This is a genomic window from Pseudopedobacter saltans DSM 12145 (genome assembly GCF_000190735.1).
In the GTDB taxonomy this organism is placed as follows: domain Bacteria; phylum Bacteroidota; class Bacteroidia; order Sphingobacteriales; family Sphingobacteriaceae; genus Pseudopedobacter; species Pseudopedobacter saltans.
On record NC_015177.1, the window covers coordinates 1821212 to 1845736 of the forward strand.

Below are 24525 nucleotides of genomic sequence, written 5' to 3' on the forward strand. Positions count from 1 at the left end.
GCGAGCGCCCACGCCATAACGTGAGCGTTCTTACTTATCTGTTCCGGGGTTTTAAAAATTACCAGTTTTTAATGCGGAACTTAAAGCAAAAACAACTTTAAGTATTTTCTATATTTTCAATAGCAAAGATACTAAACTCATCCTTTTTGACTGTATGTAATACAAAAAAGATTACCGTCAAACCTTTTTTTGTGAAATGTAATTCTGTTCCAGTATGGTCAGAATGTCACTTTCCTTGTAAATAATCTTGCCCCCTATTTGAATATACGGCAGGATATTATCATCACGGTACTGCTGTAAAGTCCGTTTACTGATATGGAGCAGCTTGCACACATCTTCGCCCGAAAGATAGATTTCTCCGTTCATTACAGGACGGTAATTTTTCAATATGCTCTCAATACTGCTTCTTAGCTGTGCTATCATTTCCTGATGGGCAATCATTTCTTCATTATCATTCGTGAATAAATCCATTTTCGGCAGTATTATACGGCTGTCCGGCTTCGAGTAAAGCCTGCACATCCGAGCGTTTATAATAGTTCTTACGGTTCAGTCGGGAATAAGGCAATAACCCTTTGTCCTTATACGTCTGCAAAGTCCGCTTGGTAATGTTCATCATCAGGCACACTTCCTGGTTATCGAGCCATTGCTCTTTTGCGAAAATTGGAGTGTATTTTTTAGTGGCATTTTCGGCCAGTTCCAAAAGTGCTTTCAGCTCATTTTTCATTCCCTCCAGTACGGACTTTTGTATTGTGATTACTTCCATAGTTTGCTCAATTTTGCTGTGGAAGTCGAATTTATAAAGGCTTATTGCAGCGTTGGAGAATGTTGCAGGATTTGGCTTTGAAAGGCAGCGTTTGGCGTTAGTAGTAAGATTTGGTACAAAAAAAGCCCCGAATTTCGGGGCTATGATTTGCTGCTATTTTATTTTGCCAACTTCAGTATTCTATATGCACCTCTTGCCACAATCACGAATACAATTGCCCCAATAATCAAATCCGGATAACTCGAATTGAGCCAATTGACCAATAATCCCGCAATGATAACACCCGAATTGATTATAACATCGTTGGAAGTGAAAATCATCGAAGCCTGCATATGGGCTTCTTTGCTTTTGTTCTTTTGTAATAGATAAAGACAAAGTACGTTTGCAATCAACGCCAAAACAGAAACAACAATCATTGTTTTGAAATCAGGCATCGCTTCTATTCCGATAAAACGTCTGATAACTTCAACAAAACCGATAACGGCTAACAGAATTTGAAAGTAACCTGCAAATTTGGCGATATTGTTTTTTCTTGCAATCGTACCCCCAACAGCAAACAATGCCAAAGCGTAAACAATACTGTCTGCAAGCATATCCAAGCTGTCTGCTATCAATCCCATTGAATTGGAAAAAATACCGAACAACATTTCCAATCCAAAGAAAACGAAATTGATAATCAGTACAGTCCAAAGTAGTTTCCGTTGGTCATTGCTTGTATCTGTTTCAAGAACTGCATTGCTTTCTTCAGTTGAAATCAATGACGTATTCAGGTTTAATGTTTCCAAAGCCGAAAAAATCGGCTCTGGTTTTCCACTATGGTAAACATTTAGTTTTCTACTGGGAATATCAAATTCCAATGACTTTACCATATCGAAATCCTGCAATTTCATACGGATTAATTGCTCCTCACTTGGGCAATCCATTTTAGTTATATTGAATATGGTTTTATTCATCTTCTTAAAGTCTAAATTTTATTCCGCCATTAATGACAAATCCGTCCAATGGTGCATAAATGTCTTTAAATATAGGATTACTAATTGTACCTGTATAAATGTTGCCAAAACGTGTCTGCCTTGTATCAAGGAAATTTTCAAAATTGACATATAACGAAAACCTTTCCCAAATCTTTTCAGCCATAAATCCACAAGTCCAATAGTCTTTTCCTGTTGTTCCATCGTTCAGCTTTTGCGGGCTGAAATAGTAGGCTTCTAAACCAACTTTCCATTTGTCTTCGATTTCATACATTAAAACCGAGTTAATACGGTGTTTTGGGGTTAACGGGCTTTCGGTAGTTGTTGCATTTTGGTGTAACTGTGCATCTGTATAAGTGTACCCTAAAAATAATTTCACATCATCGTAACCGATTTTGATATTGGTTTCTGTTCCTTTTGTATGGATGTAACCAGTAGAGTTTACAAATTGATAGAGATTAGCTGATGGATTTTCAAGTAATAGAGGATTATTCAAATAGGTATAAAAGAATAATTGATTGATACTGAATGACCAACCATCGCCAATATTAGTGCGGTAATTTATATCTGCATTTCCACCATAACTTTTTTCCAGTTTATTGGTTTTATTGTTAATTGGCATTACGTTTTGATATTGTAAGCGTTCGCTTTCTTCGGTAAAGATAGTGGGTGTTTTATATCCAAATCCGCCGCCAATCCTTGATGTTAATCCGTTTGCAATATGGAATAGCGCCGATACTCTTGGCAAGAATACAGCCCCATAATCTATAACATAATCCGTTCTTAAACCTGCTTCCAATTGAAGCCAATCCGTAGCTTTAAAATTATTTTGGACGAAAGCCCCAAATGTGGTTTGGCTATAATCTCTTAACGGAAATACTGTAATCTGCTTTTCTTTAAAATTGTCCGTCCAAATATTAACGCCTGTTACCCATTCTGACTTTTCTTTGCTGTAAGTATAATTAGCTTCCGTAAAAGTGGCTGTTTGCGTTCCCTCAAACTCGTAAGTGGGAATAGCCGTATTGCGGTTAAAATAACTTACACTGTTTTTGATTTGAAAAGAACTGTTTTCATTAATTAAATGGTCAAAAACAAATTGTGTGGAATAGCGTTGTGTTTTGTTTTCTTCAAAATATTGATGCGTATTATCCCCTTTGCCCTTGATGTAAAGTATATCGCCGCCCAAACGGTTCTCTATGGTTGTATTGATGCCAAAATTCAGTTTCGTTTTATCATTGAAGTAAACAAATAATTTAGGGTTCAATACGAAGCGTTCAAACTTTGGAATGGCGGAAAAACCAATTTTTGCAGGGTCATAAGCTCCGTTTCTGTTGTGCGAAGCGAAAATAGTTGTTCCAATTTTATTGAATTTTTGCCCATAAAAACCATTAATGTCTAAACCTCTCCCTGATGTTCCGTTGATATGAAAGCGTAAATCTCTTTCATCAGTTGGCGTTTTGGAAATCAAGTTGACTAATCCTGCTATTGCTCCACCTCCGTAAAGTGTAGAAGTTGAGCCTTTGATAACTTCAACCTGCTTTAAATCAAGTGGCGGAATTTGTAATAAGCCCAAACCACTTGAAGCTCCCGAATAAATCGGAAAACCGTCTTTAAGGATTTGTGTATATCGTCCGTCAAGTCCCTGAATACGGATACTCGCATTGGCACTTGTGGGCGACGTAGTTTGTACGTGAATACCTGTACTTTCTGCCAAAAGCATACGAATATCTCCCGGTTTCATATTCCCTTTTTCTCCCAACTCCTCACTTCCAATAAACTCAATACGTGTAGGAATATTTTGTATGCTTCTTGTACTTCGGGTAGATGTAATTACAACACCCTCTAATTCCTCTGAATTTTCTTTGAGCAGAATTTCAATAACATTGGTATCCTTTAGTGGAAATTCTATTTTTTCAATAAACTCTTCAAAGCCTACGTAGCTAAAATGTATCTCCTGTATTCCATCAGGAATATTCGATAATATAATCTGTCCTTTTTCGTTCGAGGTTCCTCCAATTGAGGTGCCTTTTATAGATGTTGTTACACCAATCAAGGGTTCTTTTGTTTCACTGTTTTTTACAACAATGTTTAATGTATTTTGTGCATATACACAAAGGTTGAGTGCCATAAAAAATGACACAATGAGTATTTTTTTCATTGTAAAAATGATACTTAATGTATATAAATAAGCTATGACGATGCAAAGACATCGCTTTTTAATTAATTTGTGCTGAAAGCATTATACATTAAGCAAGTTGCGGGGGACGCCAAATGGAAAATGGAAAATCAGAAACAGGTGGGGTCAGCATATTTCCTAACTTCCGTTGCGGTTCTTTTACTGAATGGACAATAGAGAAATGAAAAGTAGTTAAAACAAATCCTGTACAGGTGTTGCAACTAAAAAAAGGCGAGCAACATCCCTTATTACAATCTTGGTCATCCTGTCCGTTTTGTCCTTGTTCGGTAGTATGCTTCTGCATACATTTATCCTCAATAAAAGTCGGTACTGCTGATAAAAGCAATACATAGGCGGCTAATATTAAAGATATAAACTTCACCATACAAAGTTAAATAAAAATTAATTGCGTTAGCTCACAAATCTTGTGGAGGTAGTTAAAGCGAATAGTTTTTTTATAGAGATTGTTCGGTTTTTACTTCAGGCTGCTGTTTTTCCTTTTTCTCACGGGAATAAACCCACAGTGACAACAGACCGAAAATAATCAGTGCGTAAGCTATCCATTTACCAACCCTTTCAATCAATTTAATGAAAACCGAACTTTCATAAGATGAGAAACCCTCTGCTCCCATAGGGCTGCGCCTGTAAAACTTCCTGCGGTTAATCCAGTAACGAAGTCCCAAGCCTGCAACCAAAAATATGATACCTATAACCAATGATGCGACCATAACAAAAACACTTTATTTCCACTGTTTGAATTTACGAAAAATATTTGTTTCAGCCTGTAAACGATGTGAATTAAATGCGAAAGAGGCTTACCCCAAAAGGCAAGCCTCTTTCATTGTTTATGGAAATAAAACCTTACTCAACACTGAAATAGATTACAAGGATAAGAAATTATTTCTTTTGAAATACACTGCCCGGCTGAAAATTAAAAACGGCTTACCAATCAGATAAGCCGTTTTTTTTTGAATTGAAATACTGCTCTTAATCGCTGCTGTTAAACTGAAAAGTTATCTGCTTTTCATTCCCGAAGCTGTCCGAAATCCAAACGTCAAAAGACTGTGAAACGGCAGACGTTGAAGTGTAGTACAGCCTGAACTGCTCCGTTGGTAATTGGTACAGGTCATTGGGCTGATACGGCGGTTCGTTGTAGTATTGCAATGTTCCCTGCCCGTCAAATTGAAAGTAACGGAGGAAATACTGCGTATTGCTGTAATTGCCTGTACGCTGTATGGTAATGCGTATTTCTACGGTCTGCCCGTTTGCAACATCTTTAGGCACTGGCATTACATTGACCTCGAAAGGAAAATTGTTCTGTATTTCGAGGTCATCATCTTTGCTGCAAGATACCAACGTAACCGAAGCTGTGAGGATTGTCAGGAATACATATAGTGGCAGTAGCCCCGTTCTGAATTTATTGAATATTGCTATCATCGTTTTTACGTTTTAAAAGTTAAACCTTAATCCCACACCTGCTGACGGTCGGAACTGTTGTAAATCCGTACCCCAAAGGATTTTTGTACGCCCTTGCAGGACTAATACAAAACGGTCGGACAGGTACGTTTCAAAAGTGAGGCGACCGCCTGCACCGTAGATAAAATTATCTTCGCTCAATATCTTCGCACCGTCGTACAACATTGTTTCGCCCCGGTTGATGGTTTCGTAACCGACCACACCTGTTACGGCGAAATTCAGCGTGATGTTCTTACGGGCATCGCCCAACAAAAAGAAGCTGTAACCGCCCTCTGCGGAATAGGTTTCCTGCGGTATGCGGAGGTCTTTATACCCGTGGTACTGGTGGGTATATTCCAACGCCCAAAGCTGATAGTTACCATTCTTACCGTTTACCGTCATTGCTGCGCTGATGTAGTAATCATTGCCAATCTTATCATCGGACAATACACCTGCACTTATTTCCAATCCTTTCTGCTTCGGCAGCATTCTTTGCGCCTGTGCAGCCGTGATGCCTATCAGGACAAACAGCACGGTATAGATATACTTTTTCATATTCTTGCTTTAAAGGGTTATTAAAATTTCAGGTGCATATCGTCAATCAAACGGGCTTTGATTAAATCGGAATTTTCGACGTGCAATGTTTGATGCCTGCCACCGTTTTTCTCGAAAATCTCAATCAGCAGTACCTTATCATCGGCAATGGTAAACTGGTCTAACAGGAACACATTTTGTTCGGTCGATTTTCCGGAAATACCGTCCAATGGCTTGTAAGTTCTCAAAGGAGTTAAAGGGCGTTCCTGGACTACGGTGCGTTTAGCTACCTTTTTATCCACTACTTTGAAATTGATGAAATCAATCTCGAAAGGAACATTGGCACGGTTTCTCAATTCAGTATGGAAATAGTATTTGCCGTTATGTATGTAAATCCCTTTTAGGATAAACTGAATGCCGAAACTCTTAGCACCGATATGCTTTACAATGCGCTTATCTTTCTTGTAAATGGTTTCCAGTAACAAGCCTGCCAGTGAGGGAGAATTGTTACCCAGTTCCTCAAAAAGCACATCGTTACCGTTGGCTTTATCCACCGCTTTTTGCATTGTGAGCAGGTCGTAGCTTAATGCCTCCGGATAGGAACTGTAATACACGTTGAAGCTGTAAAAACGCCCATCATTCGTGATAACTGAAAAATTCGTTTCCGGCTCAAAGTCCCTTACTGATGCTTTTACACGCAACACGTTTTCGGCATCTTCAGCTTTCCCTGCAATCAGGTATTCGCTGCCCAAATCCACGTAACGAATGGCGGTCGGGAAAATCAGGTGCGACGTTTTATCGTAGGTAACTTCCATACGATACGGTTCTATCTTGCCTAATGCAAGCGGTGTCTTTGCAGTTGCACTATCCTGTGCATAAGTTGTTAAGGCAAAGCCGAGTATCAGGGCAATAGCCCAAAAGGTTTTTAAATGATTTTTCATTGTTTTATTTATTTGAGTTCAACATTATTTTTTAGATACAAGAAAGACCTGATAGCCTGCTTTGAGTGCAACCTTTGGCGTTCTTACTTTCTTAGCGAAATAGCCCGAAATACCTTGCACTGCACTTTTACTTAGGTCAGAAGTAATTTGCTGTCCAGGAGTAGAACTCATACTGAAGCTCGAACCTGTGGCATTGCCCATATTGGCTACAATGTCCGTAACCGCATTTCTTTCAGGCGAATACGGAACATATAAACCTTGCTGTCCGTCCAAATCATAAATAGTAATATCTACCGGGATGATATTGCCCTCCAGTTCTACCGAAGTAACTTTTAATTGTAACCTGCCATTCTGAAATTTGGCATTAGCCGTTACAATTGTTCCTTTGGGGATGGTACGTTGCGGGGTTTTGGCAGGCTCTAACAGGCGTAAACGCACACCCGTTTCGCCAACTACCGTTTGGGCTTCGTGTACACAGGCTTTGATACTGTTTTTAGGCTGTACCACCTCTTCAGTAGAACCTGCGGTATAGAACCCCCTGTTTTTTGTTTGGCTCCAATCGGCTGCAAAGGCACTGTCCGACGGTTCACGGTACAAGGCTGATACAATGTTCTTTCTTGTTGGTGTGAACGATACAAATTGCTCTTTTTGGTTAGCACCCGCAGCAGCAGGAGTTGCACCGATGGCAGGAGCAGCGTTTCCGGTATTGGCATTTTGGGGAAGATACTTTGCTGCCATTTCATAGGATTTCTCCATTAATTTGAGTTGGTCGTCAACGGTGGCCACAGGTGGCACATCTTTTTCCGACAACTTTGCTTTCAGTTCGTCCACTTGCTTACGGAGTTCCATTGTTTCAGCATTGTCATTATTATAAAATGAACCCAGTGTGCTTTGTGCATTACGGTAGCTGTTCAATGCAGAATTTCCGTTTCGTCCCGAATTTCTGCCACCACCGCCAAAGCCGTTGCTTTCTTCATCTTCTTCAGGTAAGTTTTCTTCATTGTCAGCAGATGCACTGTCTTCAGTATTCCAATAATCAGAAAGCGTGGTTAGCGCATTCCGCTTTTCCTGCTCTTTGCGTTCGAGCATTTCCTGCTCATACGCCTTGCTTTTATCATCGGGCATCCCTGCTCCGGTAGCCTGCGGTACAGCATCGTTCAACCCGATATTTTCAACCGCTTTTTTATCTTTCGACGGTTTAAATATGAGGTACATACAGCCGAGAAATACCACGCCCATCAAAAGGAATATGATTGGCTTTTTGAGCTTATCCTTATTGCTCTTTTTATTATCCGGCAGATTTGATGCTCCGTTTTGGTCTTCTCCCTCAACGAGAAAGCTGACCCTTTTTTCATTTTCTTTCATAAATCTGATTTTTTAAAATTGTTGATACACTATCCTGCAACCTTGCAGGATTTTTACTTTTAAGGACAGGGTTCTCGATATGCTCTATGACCATACCGTTACCGGACTTTGAGGTATCGTACATCACTTTGCCAATGACCGCTACGGTAAGCAGCAGATAACCCACAAAGAAGTACAGCGTATATCGGTGCTGTTTGCGCAAGGGCAACGCCCGCCAACGTTCGTCCAACTTGTCAAAGTATCTGTCCATATTTGCTCTTAATTTTTTCATAGCCTTACTATTTCTGTGTTACAGCTTGAAACGCTTAGGACTTTTACCCGCCTGTTGCTTCGGCGCATCGTTAACCAGTGCGACCGCTTCCGTTAATTTGGGTGCGGACATTACGGACAGGTTTGCCAGTTCCGTTTTTTTGAGTAATTGCCCAAAGCCGTCTTTCTTGGCTATTTCCATTCGGCTAAGAGAGAATTTTCCATTCAGGTATTTTACCCACATATTGCATTCTACACAGGGCTTGTCATCGCCCGACCATTGTAGGTAGCCTGTCAGCAGTAAGTCCTGCTTAGGCAAACTGTCTGCACCTTTTTGGCAGCTTTCGAGGTATTCGCTGATGCTGTCTTTCAGCTTTCCGGCATACGCTCCCTGCGTATGGAAATACCCGTTATATCCTTTGTCGGTAAGGATTTTTGCGAACGTGCTTAAATCTGATAATGCTTCCATAAGATTGTTTTTTTAGCGTTCGATGACCTCTATATCCTTATTTTCCACGACTGCAAATTTTTCAATATTGAAGCCCTGCGGATTATTGTCGGAACGAACGGAGTTGACGAGATAGCAGGAAGTAATCAGGTTACGCCTGGTTACGTTGCTTGACCGGATAATGAACTGTTTGGCATAAGTACGCACTGCATAAGGGTAGTTGTCGAAATTGCACAAGACACTATCCACCTCGATGCGTTGCTGCACGTTCCCCGAAATGATACGGCTGTAATAGCCCTTTTCCGACAAGTCTTTGTAGTAATCAAAAGCACTTTTATCGGCAAGGTTGAATGCCCTGCTCATATTGCTTTCAATAGCGTTCTTGTCGGGCGCAAGCGTAAAGAACAGTTCGTGAAATCTCCTTACGTGTTCCCTTGCCTCAACCGGGCGGTTGATGCTCGCATCCTGCGATAAGGCAAGCATCAGGGATTTGCCGTTATCCAGTACATAGATTTTTTGGCGTTGTTCTTCTGCAAAGCGGTAGGAACGCCATACGGTGTAACCTACCACGCTAATGCAGAGAACCGCAAACACAATGGCATATAATCTTATCTGCCTAAAGCTGTTTTCGATATTTCTTAGCGTTTTAAATTCCATTTTTTAGAATGATTAATGATTATTTATTCATCAGTTTACCGCCGATGTTTCCAACTGTTGAACCTGCGCCTGCTCCGGCGATGTTTCCGGCTTTCATTGCTGTGGAGTTTACATTGCGGGTAAAGTTTCCTGCGCCTCCGGCTTGGATTACCCAACCTGTTACTGTCGGGATAGTGAAGTACCCGATGATGCCGATAATCATAAAGATGATGTACACGGTATTGCTTGTATCAGGTATATAGGTAGGGTCGGCAAGCATTGCTATATCCCGTTCTAAAATGAGGGATTGTATTCTTGCCAACATTGAGCTGAACAAATCCGAAACGGGAAGCCATAGGTAAACGCTGACGTACCTCGTGAGCCATTGCGAGAGCGTGGACTGAAAGCCGTCCCACACGGAAATAGCAAAGGCTATTGGTCCGAGTATGGAGAGGACTATCAGGAAAAACGTTCGTATGGTATCAATGACCAAAGCCGCCGCCTGAAAGAGAATTTCCAATAGATTACGAAACCAATCCTTTATGGCTTTTTCAATCTTATAGGCTTGCCTGTCCATATACATACCCGCCATTGTTCCAATGTCAGAGGGCGACCAACCCAGTTCGTCCAGTTTTTTATCAAACTCTTCGTCTGATACCATATAGGCGGTTTCGGGGTTCCTGACCATTGCCTCATATTCCAACTGGTCTTTCTGCTGTTGCAGTTTGTTCAGGTCAAGCACCTGGTCTTCCAGTATTTGGTGGGTTCCTACTACCACCGGGCTAAGTACCGCATTGATGGTTCCCAGTACGATGGTCGGGAAGAACATAATACAAAGCCCTAAAGCGAACGGGCGCAGCAAAGGGAACATATCAATAGGTTCGGCACGGCTTAAAGCCTGCCAAACCTTTAATGCCACATAGAACAATGCTCCCAATCCCGCCAAACCCTTAGCTACTGCCGCCATATCGCCTGCAAGCGGCATCATATCGTCATAAAGCGAACGCAGGAGTTCGTGAAGATTATCCCATTCCATTTTTACCAGTATTTTTGGTTAGCAGTTCCGTAGAGTTGAAGCACTCTTTGGGCATCGTTTTTCTTTTTCGCTCTTAGGTAGCTTACAGAAATGTTCTTATTGGTGTAGTAGCGTACAAGGCTGTGGTAATCCTTTACCTCTTTGTACACTCTGTCGATAATATCCATACGCTCTTTGTCATTGAGCGAAAGGCTTGATGAGGTTATAATCTGCTTCAATTCTTTCAGCAGTTCGGTACTTTCATTGAGCAGTGCCGAATAGCCATTACCGATAGCGACCAATTCCTGCGGTGTGAAATTTGGGTCGTTCATCATCTTGCCAAAATTCTGCACGTACATTTCGGACACATCGCCTACCAACAATACCGTTTGCTGCACCTTACGGGCATCTTTCACAAGATTGTTGATAGCTTTCAGCTTGTCATAATATTCCTTGCCCTGGTCGTAAACTTTTTTCACTTCGTTGAAGTTCTTTATCACATTGCTTACGGTGGAAGAAGTCTGCACGATTTCGTTTGCAGAGTTGATAATTCCTGAAGCCAGGTTTGCAGGGTCAGTAACTACAAACTGGGCTTTTGCTGACGGTGCTACGGCGAGCATTAATGCCGTACACACCAGATACAATACTTTTTTCATTGTTTCTGAATTTTAAAATGTTAATGACTATTGATTTACTTTGTCCCGCCTTTGCATTGCGATATGCTTAATGGCGAGTTCTACATTACCGTCCAGTTCGGAAGCAAGCTGCATTACTTCCATTTTTTCGGTTTCTTCGGTTGTGTAAGCGAGGTATTCCTCCAAACTAACTTCAGTGGCATAGACTGCCGAGTGCGTACCACCTAAGCCAATCCAAACCTCTTTGTACAGTCGGCTTGCATCGTTGTTCATATTGATGGAAAGTACCTGCCCTTTCTCTTTGTCCGTAAGTCCGAGCATCGCCTGTATATCATCGAACTTGTTCATATACTTGCGTTGGTCAAGCAGGATTTTACAGTCGGAATTGTTGATGATACTTTCTTTCACAATAGGCGATTGGATAATATCATCGACCTCTTGCGTTACGACAATTGCTTCTCCGAAGAATTTGCGGACAGTTTTAAACAGGTACTTGATGTATTCCGCCATTCCCTCTTTGGCAATCGCTTTCCAAGCCTCTTCAATCAGGATGAGCTTGCGAATACCTTTCAATCGGCGCATTTTGTTGATAAACACCTCCATAATGATGATGGTCACAATGGGAAAGAGGATTTTGTGGTCTTTAATCGCATCAATCTCAAACACGATAAAGCGTTTAGAAAGCAGGTCTAACTGTTTGTCGGAGTTCAACAGGTAATCGTATTCCCCTCCTTTGTAATAAGGTTCGAGTACGTTCAGGAAGTTGGCAATGTCAAAGTCTTTTTCCCTTACCTGCTTTTCCTCCAGTACCTTGCGGTAGTCGCCTTTTACATACTCATAGAAACCGTTGAATGAGGAGTACACATCTTCCGTTTTGATACGTTCGATATAACCGCTTACCGCATTGGACAGGGCAACTTCTTCAGAACGGGTTGGCGGCTCATCATCACGTTTCCATAAGGTCAGTATCAGGGTTTTGATACTTTCCCGCTTCTCAATGTCGAATACGCCATCATCGGTATAGAAAGGGTTAAAGGCAATCGGGTTATCTTCGGTATATGTGAAGTAAACACCGTCTTCGCCTTTGGTCTTTCCTTTGATGAGTTCGCATAAGCCCTGATAAGAGTTACCCGTATCTACCAACAGTACGTGTGCGCCCTGTTCGTAATACTGGCGTACCATATGGTTAGTGAAGAACGATTTACCCGAACCCGACGGACCAAGTATAAACTTGTTTCGGTTCGTGATGATACCCCGTTTCATAGGCAGGTCGGAAATATCCAAATGGATAGGTTTTCCTGTAAGCCTGTCAGCCATCTTGATACCGAACGGCGAGGGCGAATTGTGGTAGTTGGTTTCTTCCGTGAAGAAGCACAAGGCAGGCTCAATAAAAGTGTAAAAACTTTCTTCACTGGGAAAGTCGCCCGCATTGCCCGGCATTCCTGCCCAGTAGAATGTTGCTACGTCCGTAGTGTTGTGGCGTGGCTTACACTCCATCAATGCCAATGCACTACCGCAATCATTCTTTAACTGCTTCAGTTCCGCAGGGTCTTCCGACCACGCCATAATGTTGTAGTGCGCACGGATGGAGGACAATCCGAAGCTGTGGGCTTCGTTCAGGTACTTTTCTATCCACTCTTTATTGATTTGGTTGGCACGACTGTACCTTGCCAGTGAGTGCATATTCCTTGCAGACTTCTCAAACTTTTGCAGGTTGTCTTCGCTGTTATCCAAAAAAATGTACTGGTTGTATATGTGGTTGCAGCTTAATAGCAAGCCCACAGGTGCGGCGAATGACAGACGGCAGTCGCTACGGTCGGTAGATAGCTTTTCAAAACGGGTATCTGCCGATACCGTTCCGGGCAGGTCATCCGTATCTGAAAGGGTATGCAGGCTTAACCTTTTGTTGCCAATGCGCACCTCTTCGTTTCCGAGTGCGATGTCCTGCATTGGTGTTCCTGCTCCCCTCGATAACGTGAGGTACTGTTCCAGTAATCCCTGTGTATCTTCCGTTCCGATAATGTCCTCTTCGGTCAAACGCCGCAGGCTGACAAAACCGCTATCGTTCACGATACGTTCAAACTGGGCGACCGCCTCCATAAAGCGGTGTATCGTTTCCTTGTTCCTGATTTCCTTTGGTATCAGTGTACCTTTGCAAAGCGAACTAAAGTTGCTTTGCATCCGCATTCTTTCCTTAGTAGTCTTTGTCAGAAACAGGTAGCAATAATGGTTCAGGAACGGTCGCTCGTTGAAATGACGTTGATAAGACTTCGATAAAAAACTCTGGTCTTCGATTGCCAAATCAGGTGCATAGCTTTCCTTAATGTACCAATCCTGTTTGTGAATGACCGTAAAATCAGGGAGGGTTTTAATCGCCTTGTGCCAGGCGGAGTGAATGGCTTCGTATTCCGCAGAAGCTACCGTGAACAGTTCCGGCAAACGCACTTCAAAACAAGCGGTAATGTCCGCATCTTTGGATAAGATGCAGTTGTTCTCTACTGCCAACAAGGGAAATTTGTTTTCCAGTGTGGTGGTCTTTGCTACATTTCTCATACGGCATTCTGTTTAGGTGTGAATTTTAAATAGCGGTTTACAGGCTTGCGGCAGATGATGTAGCGGGGATGCCTTTTATTGGCTGCAATTTTCATCAGTCCGTGTTCGCCGTACTTCCTGTTCAGCGAAAAGGTCTGCCATACAATGAGCGAAGCACCGCCTGCTCCGAGGAACAGGCAGATGTAAGAGTTTACGCCTGCCATATACAGTATCATCACGAGGATAAGCGTACCGAGCAGCCCACCTGCGAAAATGAACAGGTATTGCGCTTTTAGCCCTTTAAATTCCACCGTCCTGCCGATGCCTTTGTTGATATTGTAATTCATAAGGCAACGGATTAAAGGAAGAATGAACGCAGGATAGTAGCGGCAACAATCAAGAAGATACACGCACCAAACCACGAAGCTGCGGTCTTACTCGTGTCGGGGTCGCCGGAACTGAATTTGTTGTACACCTTAACGCCCCCGATTAACCCGACTACCGCACCGATGGCGTAGATTAATTGCGTTGCGGGGTCGAAATAACTTGTTACCATTTGGGTAGCCTCGTTGATACCTGCCGAGCCGTTTCCCTGTGCGAACGCACCAATTCCTGACAGCATTGCCACGGCTGCCAGCAAAACTTTTTTTCTCTGTTTTTCCATAATTGAAACACATTAATTTGTTACTGTTTATCCCGCACCTTGCGAGCTTTCGGGACAAATGTCTTATGGAAAAAGAGGCGTTATGAGAAAGTGGCAGTCAGAGGAAGTGTTTGGCTGTGAGTGGCTTTGTTGGTGGGGACCTCCAGAACGGAAGTACAAATGATGGGAGGCTTTTATTGCAATTTACAGTTGGTTCAATGCAACTTTTAAATTACATTTGTACATTCATAATAAAGTCAATTTTAATCCTTTTTGAGATGAAAATATCAGGCAGACATATTGGAGAAATGCTGAAGGAAGCCAGAGAACAAAGACAGCTAACTCAAGAACAATTAGCCCAAAAAGTGGGTAAGAAAAGGAGTTACATTTCTAAGGTCGAAACTGATTATGGCAATAATATCAAACTTCAAACCCTTAAAGAGATAGTAGAAAAGGGATTTGACGGTACGGTTAAAATTAATTTGGAACTCTGATTTGTATATGGATAAATTATTGAAGAACGCTTTTAAAATGCAAATTCAATCCAAAGAAGGATTTGAGTTCGAAGAATTTATTGATGAACTGTTTCTTTTGAAATATGGCGTTGATAACTATACGCCCATCAGGAGGAATAAGGATAAAGGCAATGACGGTACTATTTTGCCCGAACAAAAGATATTGGCTTGTTATGCGCCAAGAAAATATAGCAAAACTGATTTTGAAACAAAAGTTTTAGGTGCAGCAAATAAAGAAGGAGATTTTGAAAAATACCAAAAAAACTGGAAAGACAAATTTCCAAATTGGGAAATGTATGTTAACCACGAAGTGTCACCGGAACAATTTACACTAATTCAGGGTTTAGATGGCGATACTTCGATTAAGGGGATAGACCAAATTCTTTCTATTGTTGATGAACTTGTATCAAGTAAAAAAAGGAAACTTGCAGCCTACTTAGGCATTGAAAACTTTTTTATACAGGACTATATTCAGGAAATCATTAATGACCTACTGAATGCCTCAAACGAAGAAGATAAAGCTCTGCATTTCGACAGGAAAACATTAGTCCCTCCCCAAAAGAAAATCGAACTCAACTTTGAACAGGAAGATTGGGACGGGATGAACTCGGAAATGGTATTGGTTATGGCGGAGTTTAATACGATTACCAATATACTTTCGGGATATAATGATGATGAGATTAATACCCTGAAAAGAAGGGTTATAAATGATTACAATAAACTTTCAGGAAATTTCAAGGAGAGATTATATAATCTGACCGACCAATATACAACGACATATGGAAATATTAAAGATGATGAATATGTAAAATGCGTAAAATCTATATTGCTGTATATGTTTGAACAGTGTTTAATAGGCAGAAAAACAGAAAATGAACTATGATATTACCGCAGCCTGAAAGCAATCTTAAAACCAACCTTATGGTATTGGGAGCAGATATTATAAGTATTATGGGTAATTCCCCTTTCAAAAACAAATACGTTATCGTGGATGATATAATGAATAAGTTTTTAAACAGGGATAAAGATAGGACACCCGACCTTTTTCTGTATGCCTTGACCTTCTTGCATACGATTGGCAGCATTGAGAAAAAAGGATATAAAATTAAATTGGTAAAGAAAGAAAACCAAGAAGAAAATCAAACAAGTTTATTCGACAATGTTAATTAGAATATATTCAGAAACCAACCTTATAGATGCTGTTCCATTTCACAATGGAATAAACATCATATTGGGCAAATACTCTGGGGATAAAGAAGCACGAGGGATTAATGGTATTGGCAAATCTACGTTGGTCAGGCTTGTTGATTTTACCTTATTAAGCGGTAAAGCAGAAAAAAGATTTGCTCAAAAAAAGTATGACTTTTTACGTGATGATGAACACACGATTACTTTAGAAATTGAAGTACAGGAACAAAAATATTTTATCAAGAGGGGCTTTGCCGATACAAAAAAAATATTTTTCGGGAAGCGACCGGATGCTCTTGATGAATATGAAAAATCTGAAATGCCGAAATTGCTGGAAGGGATATTTTTTCCGACAGAAAACAACGAAGTATTCTTTGAAGGAAAAAGATATGGAACGTTGATGGAATTTTTTGTTAAGGACGACTTGCAAAGTCAGCAAAGAGTTGACCCTTTAAATTTTGTTTCTTACAATGCCAATGCAAGAGAAAAGGCATTGTATAATTTTTATTTGCTAAATCTCCCGACAAAAACACTTTTAAAATATAACGAAGTATCTTCTGAATACGAAAGGTATAATAATACGGTAAAATCCCTTTCAGAAAAGGTTAAAGCAGATACAGGTAAAGATATTCAGGAATTTAGAACAGAGCGGTTAAAGATTGAAAAAGACATTGCTGCACTCGAAGGCAGCCTGAAGGAATACAATTTTCTTGCTAATCACAAAGAAATAGAACAAAAATTAAATCAGGTTATATCTGAAATTAACGAGCAATCTGTCATCTATCATAATACAAACCGGAAATTAGAAAAACTAAAATCCTCTTACAATGATGTGTCTTCTATCGACCTGGACAAAATTCGTAAGCTCTACAATGAAACCGTGGCAACATTCGGCAACTTTGTAAAAAGGAGTTTGGATGAAGTTATAGACTTTAAAAAACAACTACTGACGAATAGGAATAAATATTTGTTGGAAGAAGAAAAGAAATTACAATCATCAATCGACCAGAGTTTAACGCAGCTTGAAAAATTAGAAAAGAACAGGAGCCAATTATTTTCATTGCTAAAAGAGAGAGGTGCATTGGATAGGATTGAAAGCACTTATGAAAGATTAGTCAATGAAAAAACACTTTTAGAACGGAATACCTCAATTGTACGAGAAATTGACGAAATAGAAGAGATATTGGGAAACTCCAATATTGTTATCGCAGAATTAAAAAGAGATATTGTCAGCGAGCTAAATAAGCAGCAATCATACCTTGATGAGTTGAGATTGTTATTTCAGCAAATTCTTGAAAATGCAATTTATTTAGATGAAGAATTTGACAACTCTTATTTTAATATCACATTAAACTCTACTTCGCCGAGAAACCAATTGCCTTTTAAAATAAGTTTGGAAATCCCTAAAGCTGATGCGTTAGGACAAGAGCGTTTGAAAATCGTAGCGTATGATTTAATGGTCTTTTTAAAGAGCAGGATTGACAAGCGTAATATTCCGGATTTTCTTGTACACGATGGTGTATTTCACGCCATATCATACAAAACAATATCCAATGTCCTGAACTATATGTACCACAAATCAAACGAGCTGCATAACTTTCAGTATATCCTTACTTTCAATGAAGACGAAATTGATTTAAACGGGGATGAAAATAAGTTCGGCAAGTTCGATTTTGATTGGTCTAAACAAGTGATTGCTGAATTCTCAGATACCGAACAGGAAACAATTTTTAAACGATTTTTTTAAATGGCAAACTATCAATTACCTCCTTTAAAAGATGAAAGGTTATTTGAGGAACTCACTTGTGATTTATTCAATTTTGTAGAGAATACCTCGTCATATGAGAATACAGATTTTCAGACGTTTGGTGTGAAAGGACAAAATCAGAAAGGTATTGATGTCTTTTCTTCTAAAACAAAAACGGTTATACAGTGCAAATTGAAAAGAATTGGAAGAAAAGATGAAACTATAAGGAAAATTCTCATTCAGGATATAAATACTGATTTAGAAAAAGCAAGAGATTTAGCGATTGATTTTGACAAATTTGTTTTTGCTTCTACGTTTCGTGACGATGCTCAAATACAGGAATACCTAAATCAAATTAAAAGAGAAAAGGAATTACCTTTTCATTTATATTACTGGGGATGGGATACCATAACAAAGCATATTGAGCAATCAGAGGCGTTACTGCATAAGTATTTTCCAAAGTTTGTAAAGAAAGCCAAGCCTGTAAAAGCAAAAATTGAATTACCCGACGGAGCGTTGGGTAAAGAGCTTTCCAAGAAGAACTACATTGATTATTTAAAAAAGCGATATGGCGATTGGAAACAAATTGAATTAAGTAAAAAGGGAGAAAAATTCAATTGGGCTGCTTTTACTATTTCATTGTCTAAAAGATATAAAGCGTCAGGGATTAATTATGTTGATGTTCGGCATTTTGATGACTTAGCATCGTATCTAAAAAGCCGGATTGATGGAACAATAATGGGAAAAGTGAATAAGTCTAAAGGGATAAAAAACTATTCCGTGTTTGAAGAGTTTTCGGAAACTGAAATCTAATAGGTTTCAAACTTAAAAAAACCTTATCTTCTAATGTATATTTCTAAAGTCAGCTTGGTCAATTATAGAAATTTTGCAAATGCAAGTTTTCAATTTAACAAAGGAATAAATACCATAATCGGAGAAAACGGTTCTGGAAAAACAAATGTCTTTAGGGCAATAAGGCTATTATTAGAAGATGCCTCCTTGCAATATGCTTATAAACTGACCGATGGAGATTTTAATAGGTCTTTGGACAAGGGAAAATGGAGAGGTCATTGGATTATTATCAGTATTGAATTTGATGAGCTTAACGATGAAGAGGCAATACAGTCATTGTTCATTCACGGTGTTGGAGTTGCCGCAGAAGATTATGTAAAAAAAGCTACTTACAACCTTTTCTTTCGTCCTAAAGCGGACATCAGACAAAAACTTTCCGAATTAGCTGAAGGAGATGCTGCTGGCTTACAAAAGATACTCAATAGCATCACAATTCAGGATAATTACGAAACTTTCTTTACTGGAAAAAGTACTGCTGATTTTAATGACCCTGATGTATATAAGGAAATTGTAGGCGATTTTGAAAATGTGGTTTTCCCATCTACAATTGATGCTTCCAAATTTGGCTCTAAAATTCCGCATCAATTATCTGTTTCCAAAGAAATCTCTTTCACATTCATCCAAGCCTTAAGAGATGTAGTAAGTGACTTTCATAACAATAGAACTAATCCTTTACTTACTCTATTGAAAAATAAAAGTGGAGAAATCAAAGAGGAAGATTACCAACCTATCAGCGATTTGGTTGAACAATTAAATGAAAGCATTGAAGATTTGCCCGATGTACAAAATATAAGGTCAGATATAAAATCAACCATTCAGGATGCCGTAGGTCTTACCTATTCTCCATCTTCATTATCCATTAAATCAAGTGTTCCCAATGAAGCCGAAAAATTGTTACAATCATTGAAACTTTTTATCGGAGAACCAGGCGAGGAATATGAGGGCGGTATTCACGAATTAAGTTTGGGAGGTGCTAATCTAATATTTTTAACCCTGAAATTACTTGAGTTTAAGTATAGAAAATCAAAAGATACATTTGCCAACTTCCTTATTATTGAGGAACCGGAAGCCCATATACATAACCATATTCAAAAGACCTTATTTGACAAATTGGATTATGGAGATACTCAAATTATCTATTCTACTCATTCTACACAAATTTCCGAAGTAAGTAATGTTGATAATATAAACATCCTTGCAAAGAAATTAAATTTTGCGGAAGTATATCAACCATCAACTGGTTTAACATCTGAAAGCATCAATCAAATACAGCGTTATTTGGATGCTGTAAGAACCAACCTGTTATTTGCAAAAGGAGTAATATTAGTTGAGGGCGATGCAGAAGAGATTTTAATACCAATAATGGTCAAAAAAGTATTTGGTGTAAGTCTTGACGAACTTGGAATTAGCCTCATCAATATACGAAGTACAGGCTTTGAGAATGTAGCCCAACTTTTCCACGATAGCCGTATAAGAAGAAAATGTGCAATTCTAACAGATTTAGATGATGCGATTTGTGATACAACTATTAATGACGATGATAGCGACCGATTAAAAAAATACAAGAGAAAAGTTGAGGCATCTAAACAAAAAGGATTAGAACGTAAGGCTAAATTAGATGTCTTTGAAGCAGAGAATGATTGGATAAAGGCATTTTATGCTGACTATACTTTTGAAGTTGATTTTATAACCGAAGGCAACGAGGAGGAAGTAATAGCTATAATTGACCAAGTATATACAGACCAACCAACAAGAGTACAAGCTAAAACTGATATTGAAGATGATGGTGTTGCGGTTTATGGAAAGCGAGTGCTTACAATGGCTAAACAGGAAGGTAAAGGTTGGTTTGCTATAATGTTAGGCAAGCATATTTCTTTTAAGACGGAAATTCCAAACTACATAGTTGATGCCATTCTTTTCGCCAAAGAAACATACTCCAACAATATTATTGCCGACATCATTGAATATAGGATGAACAAACATTTTTATGATGATGATGCTTTGGATTTTTCATCTTGTAGGGAGAGCCTAACGAAGTATAGAGCCGAAGAAGCAACTTTAGATGACCTTGCTTTTGACTTGGACTTGGTAATACCAGATGACCAACTATTAACATTCATAGATAAATTGAAATAGGCTATGTTCGTTTGGGAAAAAGGAAGTTTGAATGATGAGCAAGAAGTTGCAATCTTGGAGAAAGATAGTGTACTCTTGATTGCCTGTCCTGGTAGTGGAAAAACGAGAACGCTTACATACAAAATCGCTTACGAATTAAGCAGGCTAAATTCCAATAAAGAGTTCGTTATTGCAATTACATACACGAATAACGCTGCTGATGAAATTAAAGAACGGGTTGAATTATTGGGGGTTGATACTACACAATTATGGATTGGTACAATTCACTCATTCTGTATGGAATGGATATTAAAGCCTTACCATCTGTATTCTGAAAGGTTGAAAAACGGGTTTAAAGTTTGTAATTCCTTTGATACTGAAAAGCTCCTAACCGAATTATGCAAAAAATATAGCAATCCAAAAGTTACTTTTTATGATTTTCAATATTATGCTACCATAAATGGTACATATAAGTTTACATCAAAAAATAGTAATCAGAATAAGCATATCAAAGCTATTCTTCAAGAATATTTCGGAATATTAAAAGAGAATAGTCAATTGGATTTTGAGCAGATACTTTTTTATGCTTATGAATTATTGAAATCAAAGCCAATCATTTGTACCATCTTATGCAAATTATTTCCATTTATTTTGATTGATGAATATCAAGATACTAAAGAGATACAATACCATATAATATCAAAAATATTAAGTGCAAACAACGGGTGTTCAAAAACATTAATTGTTGGCGACCCTAACCAATCTATTTATCATTCTTTAGGTGGTTATCCGATGCCAAAGGATGATTTGGAAAAACTTTTGGGGTTTAACTTGATACAGTTGAGTTTAGACAAAAATTACAGGTCATCTGAAACCATAATAAATTACTTCGATTATTATAAAACATTTGCTACCCCTATTATAGCATTCGGAAACGAAAAAGATTATAATAGTTTAATCACATATAACTTATCGGTTTCGTTAGATAATTTGATAGAAGAAATTGCAAAATTGATTTTGTTTAATGTCCGTGAAGCCGGAATTAGCCCTAATGAAATTTGTATTGCAGCACCTCAATGGGTTCAGATTGCAAGTATTACAAGGAAGGTAATGATTAGACTTCCGGATTTTAGTTTTGACGGACCCGGTATGGCTCCGTTTTCACGGGACATTGAGAATTTTTGGTTTAAAGTTGCAAGAATTGTTTTGACAGAACCATCGCCCTATATGTACGTTCGTCGTTTACGTTGGAGTAAAGAAGTTTTGAACGAACTTGATGCTGCGGGAGTAGATGTATCAAACTTATCAAACAAAGAGTTTTTGAAAATCTGCAATTCAATTGAAGTGAATGAAAATGATGGTTTAACCTACTTACGTTCTTTCTTTGAAAGAATTTGTGAAAGCCTGAAAATACAAATTCCGAATTTCCCGTTACTTGAAGAACATCACACATCATTTTTTGCAAGTTCAAAAAATAGAATACAAAGGCTTATTGACGAGGGAAATCCATTTATTGGAGAGATTGAAAATTTTAGAAAAGTTTTCAGGCAAAGAGATGGTATAACCGTTTCAACTATTCACGGCGTAAAGGGAGAGGAATATGATACAGTAATAGGTTTTGCTCTTCTTAATGATTATGTCCCACACTTCAACGATACAAACGGTTACGAAAATTCTAAAAAATTACTTTACGTTTTAGCTTCAAGAGCAAGAAAAAATTTACACTTAATCTCTGAAACGTCAAGAGGGATAAATTATTACAATCCTGAAGGGAAAAGCCCTACACCTCATTTGCTCGAATATAATTATGAATATTCGATTGTTGCTCTTGACAATTCCGATTGAATAAATAACAAAAGGGAGCCGTCTTTTCAGACAAACTCCCCAATGTCAAAATTCCCCAAATCATTTTTCCGCAAAGTGGAAGAACTGTCGTCCGTTTCAGTGGAGAGTGTGCTATCCAAAAGCTCGGCAATTTTTCGGGAAGCACCCTCAATGGAATTTTCCAGTAGGCTGAATAATTCGGTTCCCTGTAATTTCTGAACTATGGCTACCGCTGTTTCCTTTTGAGCCTGTTCCAAATTTTCTTTTTGGAGCAATGCCCCTACGGAGCTTAGTTCGTCGTAGGTAACCCCTTGGGCAAAACCGTTATCGCCACCGGATATTCCGTACCTGTTCCACTCTTCTTCCTCTTCTTCCAAATCAGGCATATTGCTGAAAACTTCGTCCAGTTCTTCCTGCGGAATTTGAATGCTGACGTTTTCGTTTTCGTCGTATTCAATGTCTAAATTATCAGGGTTTATCTCCTGTTCCGTTATTTGGCTTTCATTGGCAGTGTTTGGCACTGAAAGGCTTCTTACTGGCTTGGGTTGCCCCATAATATCGGGCAGGTTCGGGTTAACTTTTTCCTGTTTGGACTTTTGCTCCGACCTTTTATGAATGACAATCTTATCCTGCAAAAGCAGGACAATGACTATCAGCAGGCAAATCACAATTACTATTTCCATAATCAGATGCTTTAAAAAATGGGTTTAAACTTTTCGTTGAAATCATCGGTAATGGCTTTTTCAAACATTTCAAAATGATGTTCCAGTATGTTATCGAGATAGGCATACAGGGGTATAGCATCTTTACCGATTACCTGTACAATACGGGATAGCCGTTCGTGGTATTCCTGCCGGATATAGATACTTTTATCGCCCCGCTTTGTCATCGAATGGGTTTTCAAAAAGTGTTCGCCGTAGCTTCCGTCAAGGCTCTTCTTGGTACGGTTTCTTTCCCTTTGTACAGGTTTGCTTTGTGGTAATTCATCCTGCCTTACCTCGTTTTGTATTTCTTCCTTTTCCTGCTCTTCGGCAGGTTCAGGCGGTAGCTGCAAACCGTCCTTTTTAACGCCGTCTACCATCAGGTTCATCATCAGCTCTTCGTTAATGTCCGGCGTAACTTTACGTTTATTATCTTTTTCCATAGCACTACGATTGAATGATGTTTAAAAATTCGCTGATGAACAGGTCTAACTGGCAGGCTTTCATCAAACGCTCATCGGGTGGCATTATCGTAGAACGGAAAACTGTTTTGCTGTCCACTTCACTTTCCTTGCGAAAACGGGTGCTGTTCTTGATTTGGCTTTGCATCAGGCTTAACCCCAGTTGCCCGATAAGCTGATTATACACGTCATATAAGGGCGTGCTTTCCCTGCCGTCCACCTGGTTCCAAAACAGGTTAATGCTTTGTATGGAAGTTTCGCCTTTTTTCATAATTACATCCTGTAAAAGCTGTGTGAAGATGAGCGTACTTTCCATTACCACACGGTCTGCCGTGATGGGCGTGAAAATGTGGTGCATACCTGCCAATGCTTTCAGAATTCCGGGCGTGTTCACGGTTCCGGGCAGGTCGAAGAACAGCACATCAAGCGGAACAGGGGAAGTGTTTACAAATTCGTGCGCCGCATCGAGTACGCTATCCGCTTTGTGCTGCATAATGGGATAGGCTTTTTTATTGATGGTGGTAAACTGCTTATATGCCAGTTTTTTCAACGCCTCATTTTCCATTACCATTGCCAAATCACGGGTTTTCATTTTCATCAGGCTGTGCTGCGGAAAATCCGCATCAAAAACGGCTACGTTGTAGCCCAACCGATAGTGCATCGTACTGGCGACAAGCGTGGTAAATGTGCTTTTGCCAACACCGCCTTTTTGAGAAGAAAAAGCGACAAACAGAGGTTTCTTTCTTGTGTCCATATTTT

General features: G+C 39.4%; 28 protein-coding genes. 7 read left to right on the forward strand and 21 right to left on the reverse strand.

The window, feature by feature from the left end:
- Positions 1 to 177 precede the first annotated feature (177 nt).
- From PEDSA_RS07730 to PEDSA_RS07815, 18 genes are all read right to left on the reverse strand, one after another.
- Positions 178 to 471 (reverse strand): helix-turn-helix domain-containing protein, encoded by a 294-nt coding sequence (locus PEDSA_RS07730; protein WP_013632604.1) that lies wholly within the window; start codon positions 469 to 471, stop codon positions 178 to 180.
- A complete protein-coding gene (locus PEDSA_RS07735) occupies positions 452 to 763 on the reverse strand; it encodes a helix-turn-helix domain-containing protein (protein ID WP_013632605.1) in 312 nt (103 codons plus the stop codon). The genes PEDSA_RS07730 and PEDSA_RS07735 overlap by 20 nt, the downstream gene beginning before the upstream one ends.
- 158 nt (positions 764 to 921) lie before the next feature.
- Positions 922 to 1716 carry a cation transporter gene (locus PEDSA_RS07740; protein WP_013632606.1) on the reverse strand — a complete coding sequence of 265 codons (795 nt, stop codon included), beginning with the start codon at positions 1714 to 1716 and terminating at the stop codon, positions 922 to 924.
- 4 nt (positions 1717 to 1720) lie between these two features.
- On the reverse strand, positions 1721 to 3892 hold the full coding sequence (locus PEDSA_RS07745; protein ID WP_013632607.1) for a TonB-dependent receptor: 2172 nt from the start codon (positions 3890 to 3892) through the stop codon (positions 1721 to 1723).
- A gap of 88 nt (positions 3893 to 3980) precedes the next feature.
- Positions 3981 to 4295 carry a hypothetical protein gene (locus PEDSA_RS07750; protein WP_013632608.1) on the reverse strand — a complete coding sequence of 105 codons (315 nt, stop codon included), beginning with the start codon at positions 4293 to 4295 and terminating at the stop codon, positions 3981 to 3983.
- A gap of 70 nt (positions 4296 to 4365) precedes the next feature.
- On the reverse strand, positions 4366 to 4638 hold the full coding sequence (locus tag PEDSA_RS07755; RefSeq protein WP_013632609.1) for a hypothetical protein: 273 nt from the start codon (positions 4636 to 4638) through the stop codon (positions 4366 to 4368).
- A gap of 259 nt (positions 4639 to 4897) precedes the next feature.
- The gene (locus PEDSA_RS07760; RefSeq protein WP_013632610.1) at positions 4898 to 5347 is read right to left on the reverse strand and encodes a DUF3872 domain-containing protein; all 450 of its coding nucleotides are present in this window, start codon (positions 5345 to 5347) and stop codon (positions 4898 to 4900) included.
- Between the two features lie 12 nt (positions 5348 to 5359).
- Positions 5360 to 5920, reverse strand: a complete 561-nt coding sequence (locus PEDSA_RS07765; protein WP_013632611.1) for a conjugal transfer protein TraO — start codon at positions 5918 to 5920, stop codon at positions 5360 to 5362.
- 20 nt (positions 5921 to 5940) lie between these two features.
- On the reverse strand, positions 5941 to 6840 hold the full coding sequence (traN, locus tag PEDSA_RS07770; RefSeq protein WP_013632612.1) for a conjugative transposon protein TraN: 900 nt from the start codon (positions 6838 to 6840) through the stop codon (positions 5941 to 5943).
- A 24-nt stretch (positions 6841 to 6864) separates the two neighbouring features.
- On the reverse strand, positions 6865 to 8205 hold the full coding sequence (gene traM / locus PEDSA_RS07775; RefSeq protein ID WP_013632613.1) for a conjugative transposon protein TraM: 1341 nt from the start codon (positions 8203 to 8205) through the stop codon (positions 6865 to 6867).
- Entirely contained in the window at positions 8192 to 8476 is a 285-nt protein-coding gene (locus tag PEDSA_RS07780) for a hypothetical protein (protein ID WP_013632614.1), read from the reverse strand. The genes traM and PEDSA_RS07780 overlap by 14 nt, the downstream gene beginning before the upstream one ends.
- An 18-nt stretch (positions 8477 to 8494) precedes the next feature.
- Entirely contained in the window at positions 8495 to 8923 is a 429-nt protein-coding gene (locus tag PEDSA_RS07785; RefSeq protein ID WP_013632615.1) for a hypothetical protein, read from the reverse strand.
- A 12-nt stretch (positions 8924 to 8935) separates the two neighbouring features.
- Positions 8936 to 9559 (reverse strand): conjugative transposon protein TraK, encoded by a 624-nt coding sequence (gene traK, locus PEDSA_RS07790; RefSeq protein WP_013632616.1) that lies wholly within the window; start codon positions 9557 to 9559, stop codon positions 8936 to 8938.
- A 19-nt stretch (positions 9560 to 9578) separates the two neighbouring features.
- Positions 9579 to 10574 (reverse strand): conjugative transposon protein TraJ, encoded by a 996-nt coding sequence (gene traJ / locus PEDSA_RS07795; RefSeq protein WP_002978499.1) that lies wholly within the window; start codon positions 10572 to 10574, stop codon positions 9579 to 9581.
- A 2-nt stretch (positions 10575 to 10576) separates the two neighbouring features.
- On the reverse strand, positions 10577 to 11209 hold the full coding sequence (locus tag PEDSA_RS07800) for a DUF4141 domain-containing protein (RefSeq protein ID WP_013632617.1): 633 nt from the start codon (positions 11207 to 11209) through the stop codon (positions 10577 to 10579).
- Between the two features lie 27 nt (positions 11210 to 11236).
- Complete coding sequence (locus tag PEDSA_RS07805) at positions 11237 to 13741, reverse strand: TraG family conjugative transposon ATPase (protein WP_013632618.1); 2505 nt, start codon at positions 13739 to 13741, stop codon at positions 11237 to 11239.
- Positions 13738 to 14067: a DUF4133 domain-containing protein gene (locus PEDSA_RS07810; protein ID WP_013632619.1), complete on the reverse strand. Its 330-nt coding sequence runs from the start codon at positions 14065 to 14067 to the stop codon at positions 13738 to 13740. The genes PEDSA_RS07805 and PEDSA_RS07810 overlap by 4 nt, the downstream gene beginning before the upstream one ends.
- 11 nt (positions 14068 to 14078) lie before the next feature.
- A complete protein-coding gene (locus PEDSA_RS07815; RefSeq protein WP_002979435.1) occupies positions 14079 to 14384 on the reverse strand; it encodes a DUF4134 domain-containing protein in 306 nt (101 codons plus the stop codon).
- 257 nt (positions 14385 to 14641) lie between these two features.
- Between PEDSA_RS07815 and PEDSA_RS20425 the strand changes: the two genes are divergently transcribed.
- From PEDSA_RS20425 to PEDSA_RS07850, 7 genes are read left to right on the forward strand one after another with little or no spacing between them, the layout of a single operon-like run.
- On the forward strand, positions 14642 to 14857 hold the full coding sequence (locus PEDSA_RS20425; protein WP_109570615.1) for a helix-turn-helix domain-containing protein: 216 nt from the start codon (positions 14642 to 14644) through the stop codon (positions 14855 to 14857).
- Positions 14858 to 14864: 7 nt separating this feature from the next.
- A complete protein-coding gene (locus PEDSA_RS07825) occupies positions 14865 to 15761 on the forward strand; it encodes a hypothetical protein (protein WP_052305778.1) in 897 nt (298 codons plus the stop codon).
- Positions 15758 to 16048 (forward strand): hypothetical protein, encoded by a 291-nt coding sequence (locus tag PEDSA_RS07830; RefSeq protein WP_013632622.1) that lies wholly within the window; start codon positions 15758 to 15760, stop codon positions 16046 to 16048. Before PEDSA_RS07825 ends, PEDSA_RS07830 begins: the two co-directional genes overlap by 4 nt.
- Complete coding sequence (locus PEDSA_RS07835; RefSeq protein WP_013632623.1) at positions 16038 to 17813, forward strand: DUF2326 domain-containing protein; 1776 nt, start codon at positions 16038 to 16040, stop codon at positions 17811 to 17813. The genes PEDSA_RS07830 and PEDSA_RS07835 overlap by 11 nt, the downstream gene beginning before the upstream one ends.
- Positions 17814 to 18626, forward strand: a complete 813-nt coding sequence (locus tag PEDSA_RS07840; protein ID WP_013632624.1) for a hypothetical protein — start codon at positions 17814 to 17816, stop codon at positions 18624 to 18626.
- A 33-nt stretch (positions 18627 to 18659) separates the two neighbouring features.
- Positions 18660 to 20801: an ATP-dependent nuclease gene (locus PEDSA_RS07845; RefSeq protein ID WP_013632625.1), complete on the forward strand. Its 2142-nt coding sequence runs from the start codon at positions 18660 to 18662 to the stop codon at positions 20799 to 20801.
- A gap of 3 nt (positions 20802 to 20804) precedes the next feature.
- The gene (locus PEDSA_RS07850) at positions 20805 to 22625 is read left to right on the forward strand and encodes a UvrD-helicase domain-containing protein (protein ID WP_013632626.1); all 1821 of its coding nucleotides are present in this window, start codon (positions 20805 to 20807) and stop codon (positions 22623 to 22625) included.
- Positions 22626 to 22651: 26 nt separating this feature from the next.
- On the opposite strand, the gene PEDSA_RS07855 is transcribed toward PEDSA_RS07850, so the two are convergent.
- From PEDSA_RS07855 to PEDSA_RS07865, 3 genes are read right to left on the reverse strand one after another with little or no spacing between them, the layout of a single operon-like run.
- Positions 22652 to 23287 carry a hypothetical protein gene (locus PEDSA_RS07855; protein WP_013632627.1) on the reverse strand — a complete coding sequence of 212 codons (636 nt, stop codon included), beginning with the start codon at positions 23285 to 23287 and terminating at the stop codon, positions 22652 to 22654.
- A gap of 11 nt (positions 23288 to 23298) precedes the next feature.
- On the reverse strand, positions 23299 to 23748 hold the full coding sequence (locus PEDSA_RS07860) for a DUF3408 domain-containing protein (RefSeq protein ID WP_013632628.1): 450 nt from the start codon (positions 23746 to 23748) through the stop codon (positions 23299 to 23301).
- 4 nt (positions 23749 to 23752) lie between these two features.
- Entirely contained in the window at positions 23753 to 24520 is a 768-nt protein-coding gene (locus tag PEDSA_RS07865; RefSeq protein WP_013632629.1) for a ParA family protein, read from the reverse strand.
- Positions 24521 to 24525 lie beyond the last annotated feature (5 nt).

What these genes read in the sequence shown, in the direction of transcription:
- PEDSA_RS07825 (WP_052305778.1), top strand. Translation starts at nt 14,865, where the DNA reads ATGGATAAATTATTGAAGAACGCTTTTAAAATGCAAATTCAATCCAAA.
- PEDSA_RS07810 (WP_013632619.1), bottom strand. Translation starts at nt 14,067, where the DNA reads ATGAATTACAATATCAACAAAGGCATCGGCAGGACGGTGGAATTTAAA.
- traN (WP_013632612.1), bottom strand. Translation starts at nt 6,840, where the DNA reads ATGAAAAATCATTTAAAAACCTTTTGGGCTATTGCCCTGATACTCGGC.
- PEDSA_RS07860 (WP_013632628.1), bottom strand. Translation starts at nt 23,748, where the DNA reads ATGGAAAAAGATAATAAACGTAAAGTTACGCCGGACATTAACGAAGAG.
- PEDSA_RS07765 (WP_013632611.1), bottom strand. Translation starts at nt 5,920, where the DNA reads ATGAAAAAGTATATCTATACCGTGCTGTTTGTCCTGATAGGCATCACG.
- traK (WP_013632616.1), bottom strand. Translation starts at nt 9,559, where the DNA reads ATGGAATTTAAAACGCTAAGAAATATCGAAAACAGCTTTAGGCAGATA.
- PEDSA_RS07855 (WP_013632627.1), bottom strand. Translation starts at nt 23,287, where the DNA reads ATGGAAATAGTAATTGTGATTTGCCTGCTGATAGTCATTGTCCTGCTT.
- PEDSA_RS20425 (WP_109570615.1), top strand. Translation starts at nt 14,642, where the DNA reads ATGAAAATATCAGGCAGACATATTGGAGAAATGCTGAAGGAAGCCAGA.
- traJ (WP_002978499.1), bottom strand. Translation starts at nt 10,574, where the DNA reads ATGGAATGGGATAATCTTCACGAACTCCTGCGTTCGCTTTATGACGAT.
- PEDSA_RS07760 (WP_013632610.1), bottom strand. Translation starts at nt 5,347, where the DNA reads ATGATAGCAATATTCAATAAATTCAGAACGGGGCTACTGCCACTATAT.
- PEDSA_RS07780 (WP_013632614.1), bottom strand. Translation starts at nt 8,476, where the DNA reads ATGAAAAAATTAAGAGCAAATATGGACAGATACTTTGACAAGTTGGAC.
- PEDSA_RS07730 (WP_013632604.1), bottom strand. Translation starts at nt 471, where the DNA reads ATGGATTTATTCACGAATGATAATGAAGAAATGATTGCCCATCAGGAA.
- PEDSA_RS07745 (WP_013632607.1), bottom strand. Translation starts at nt 3,892, where the DNA reads ATGAAAAAAATACTCATTGTGTCATTTTTTATGGCACTCAACCTTTGT.
- PEDSA_RS07830 (WP_013632622.1), top strand. Translation starts at nt 15,758, where the DNA reads ATGATATTACCGCAGCCTGAAAGCAATCTTAAAACCAACCTTATGGTA.
- PEDSA_RS07805 (WP_013632618.1), bottom strand. Translation starts at nt 13,741, where the DNA reads ATGAGAAATGTAGCAAAGACCACCACACTGGAAAACAAATTTCCCTTG.
- PEDSA_RS07755 (WP_013632609.1), bottom strand. Translation starts at nt 4,638, where the DNA reads ATGGTCGCATCATTGGTTATAGGTATCATATTTTTGGTTGCAGGCTTG.
- PEDSA_RS07735 (WP_013632605.1), bottom strand. Translation starts at nt 763, where the DNA reads ATGGAAGTAATCACAATACAAAAGTCCGTACTGGAGGGAATGAAAAAT.
- traM (WP_013632613.1), bottom strand. Translation starts at nt 8,205, where the DNA reads ATGAAAGAAAATGAAAAAAGGGTCAGCTTTCTCGTTGAGGGAGAAGAC.
- PEDSA_RS07845 (WP_013632625.1), top strand. Translation starts at nt 18,660, where the DNA reads ATGTATATTTCTAAAGTCAGCTTGGTCAATTATAGAAATTTTGCAAAT.
- PEDSA_RS07840 (WP_013632624.1), top strand. Translation starts at nt 17,814, where the DNA reads ATGGCAAACTATCAATTACCTCCTTTAAAAGATGAAAGGTTATTTGAG.
- PEDSA_RS07785 (WP_013632615.1), bottom strand. Translation starts at nt 8,923, where the DNA reads ATGGAAGCATTATCAGATTTAAGCACGTTCGCAAAAATCCTTACCGAC.
- PEDSA_RS07800 (WP_013632617.1), bottom strand. Translation starts at nt 11,209, where the DNA reads ATGAAAAAAGTATTGTATCTGGTGTGTACGGCATTAATGCTCGCCGTA.
- PEDSA_RS07850 (WP_013632626.1), top strand. Translation starts at nt 20,805, where the DNA reads ATGTTCGTTTGGGAAAAAGGAAGTTTGAATGATGAGCAAGAAGTTGCA.
- PEDSA_RS07740 (WP_013632606.1), bottom strand. Translation starts at nt 1,716, where the DNA reads ATGAATAAAACCATATTCAATATAACTAAAATGGATTGCCCAAGTGAG.
- PEDSA_RS07750 (WP_013632608.1), bottom strand. Translation starts at nt 4,295, where the DNA reads ATGGTGAAGTTTATATCTTTAATATTAGCCGCCTATGTATTGCTTTTA.
- PEDSA_RS07835 (WP_013632623.1), top strand. Translation starts at nt 16,038, where the DNA reads ATGTTAATTAGAATATATTCAGAAACCAACCTTATAGATGCTGTTCCA.
- PEDSA_RS07865 (WP_013632629.1), bottom strand. Translation starts at nt 24,520, where the DNA reads ATGGACACAAGAAAGAAACCTCTGTTTGTCGCTTTTTCTTCTCAAAAA.
- PEDSA_RS07815 (WP_002979435.1), bottom strand. Translation starts at nt 14,384, where the DNA reads ATGGAAAAACAGAGAAAAAAAGTTTTGCTGGCAGCCGTGGCAATGCTG.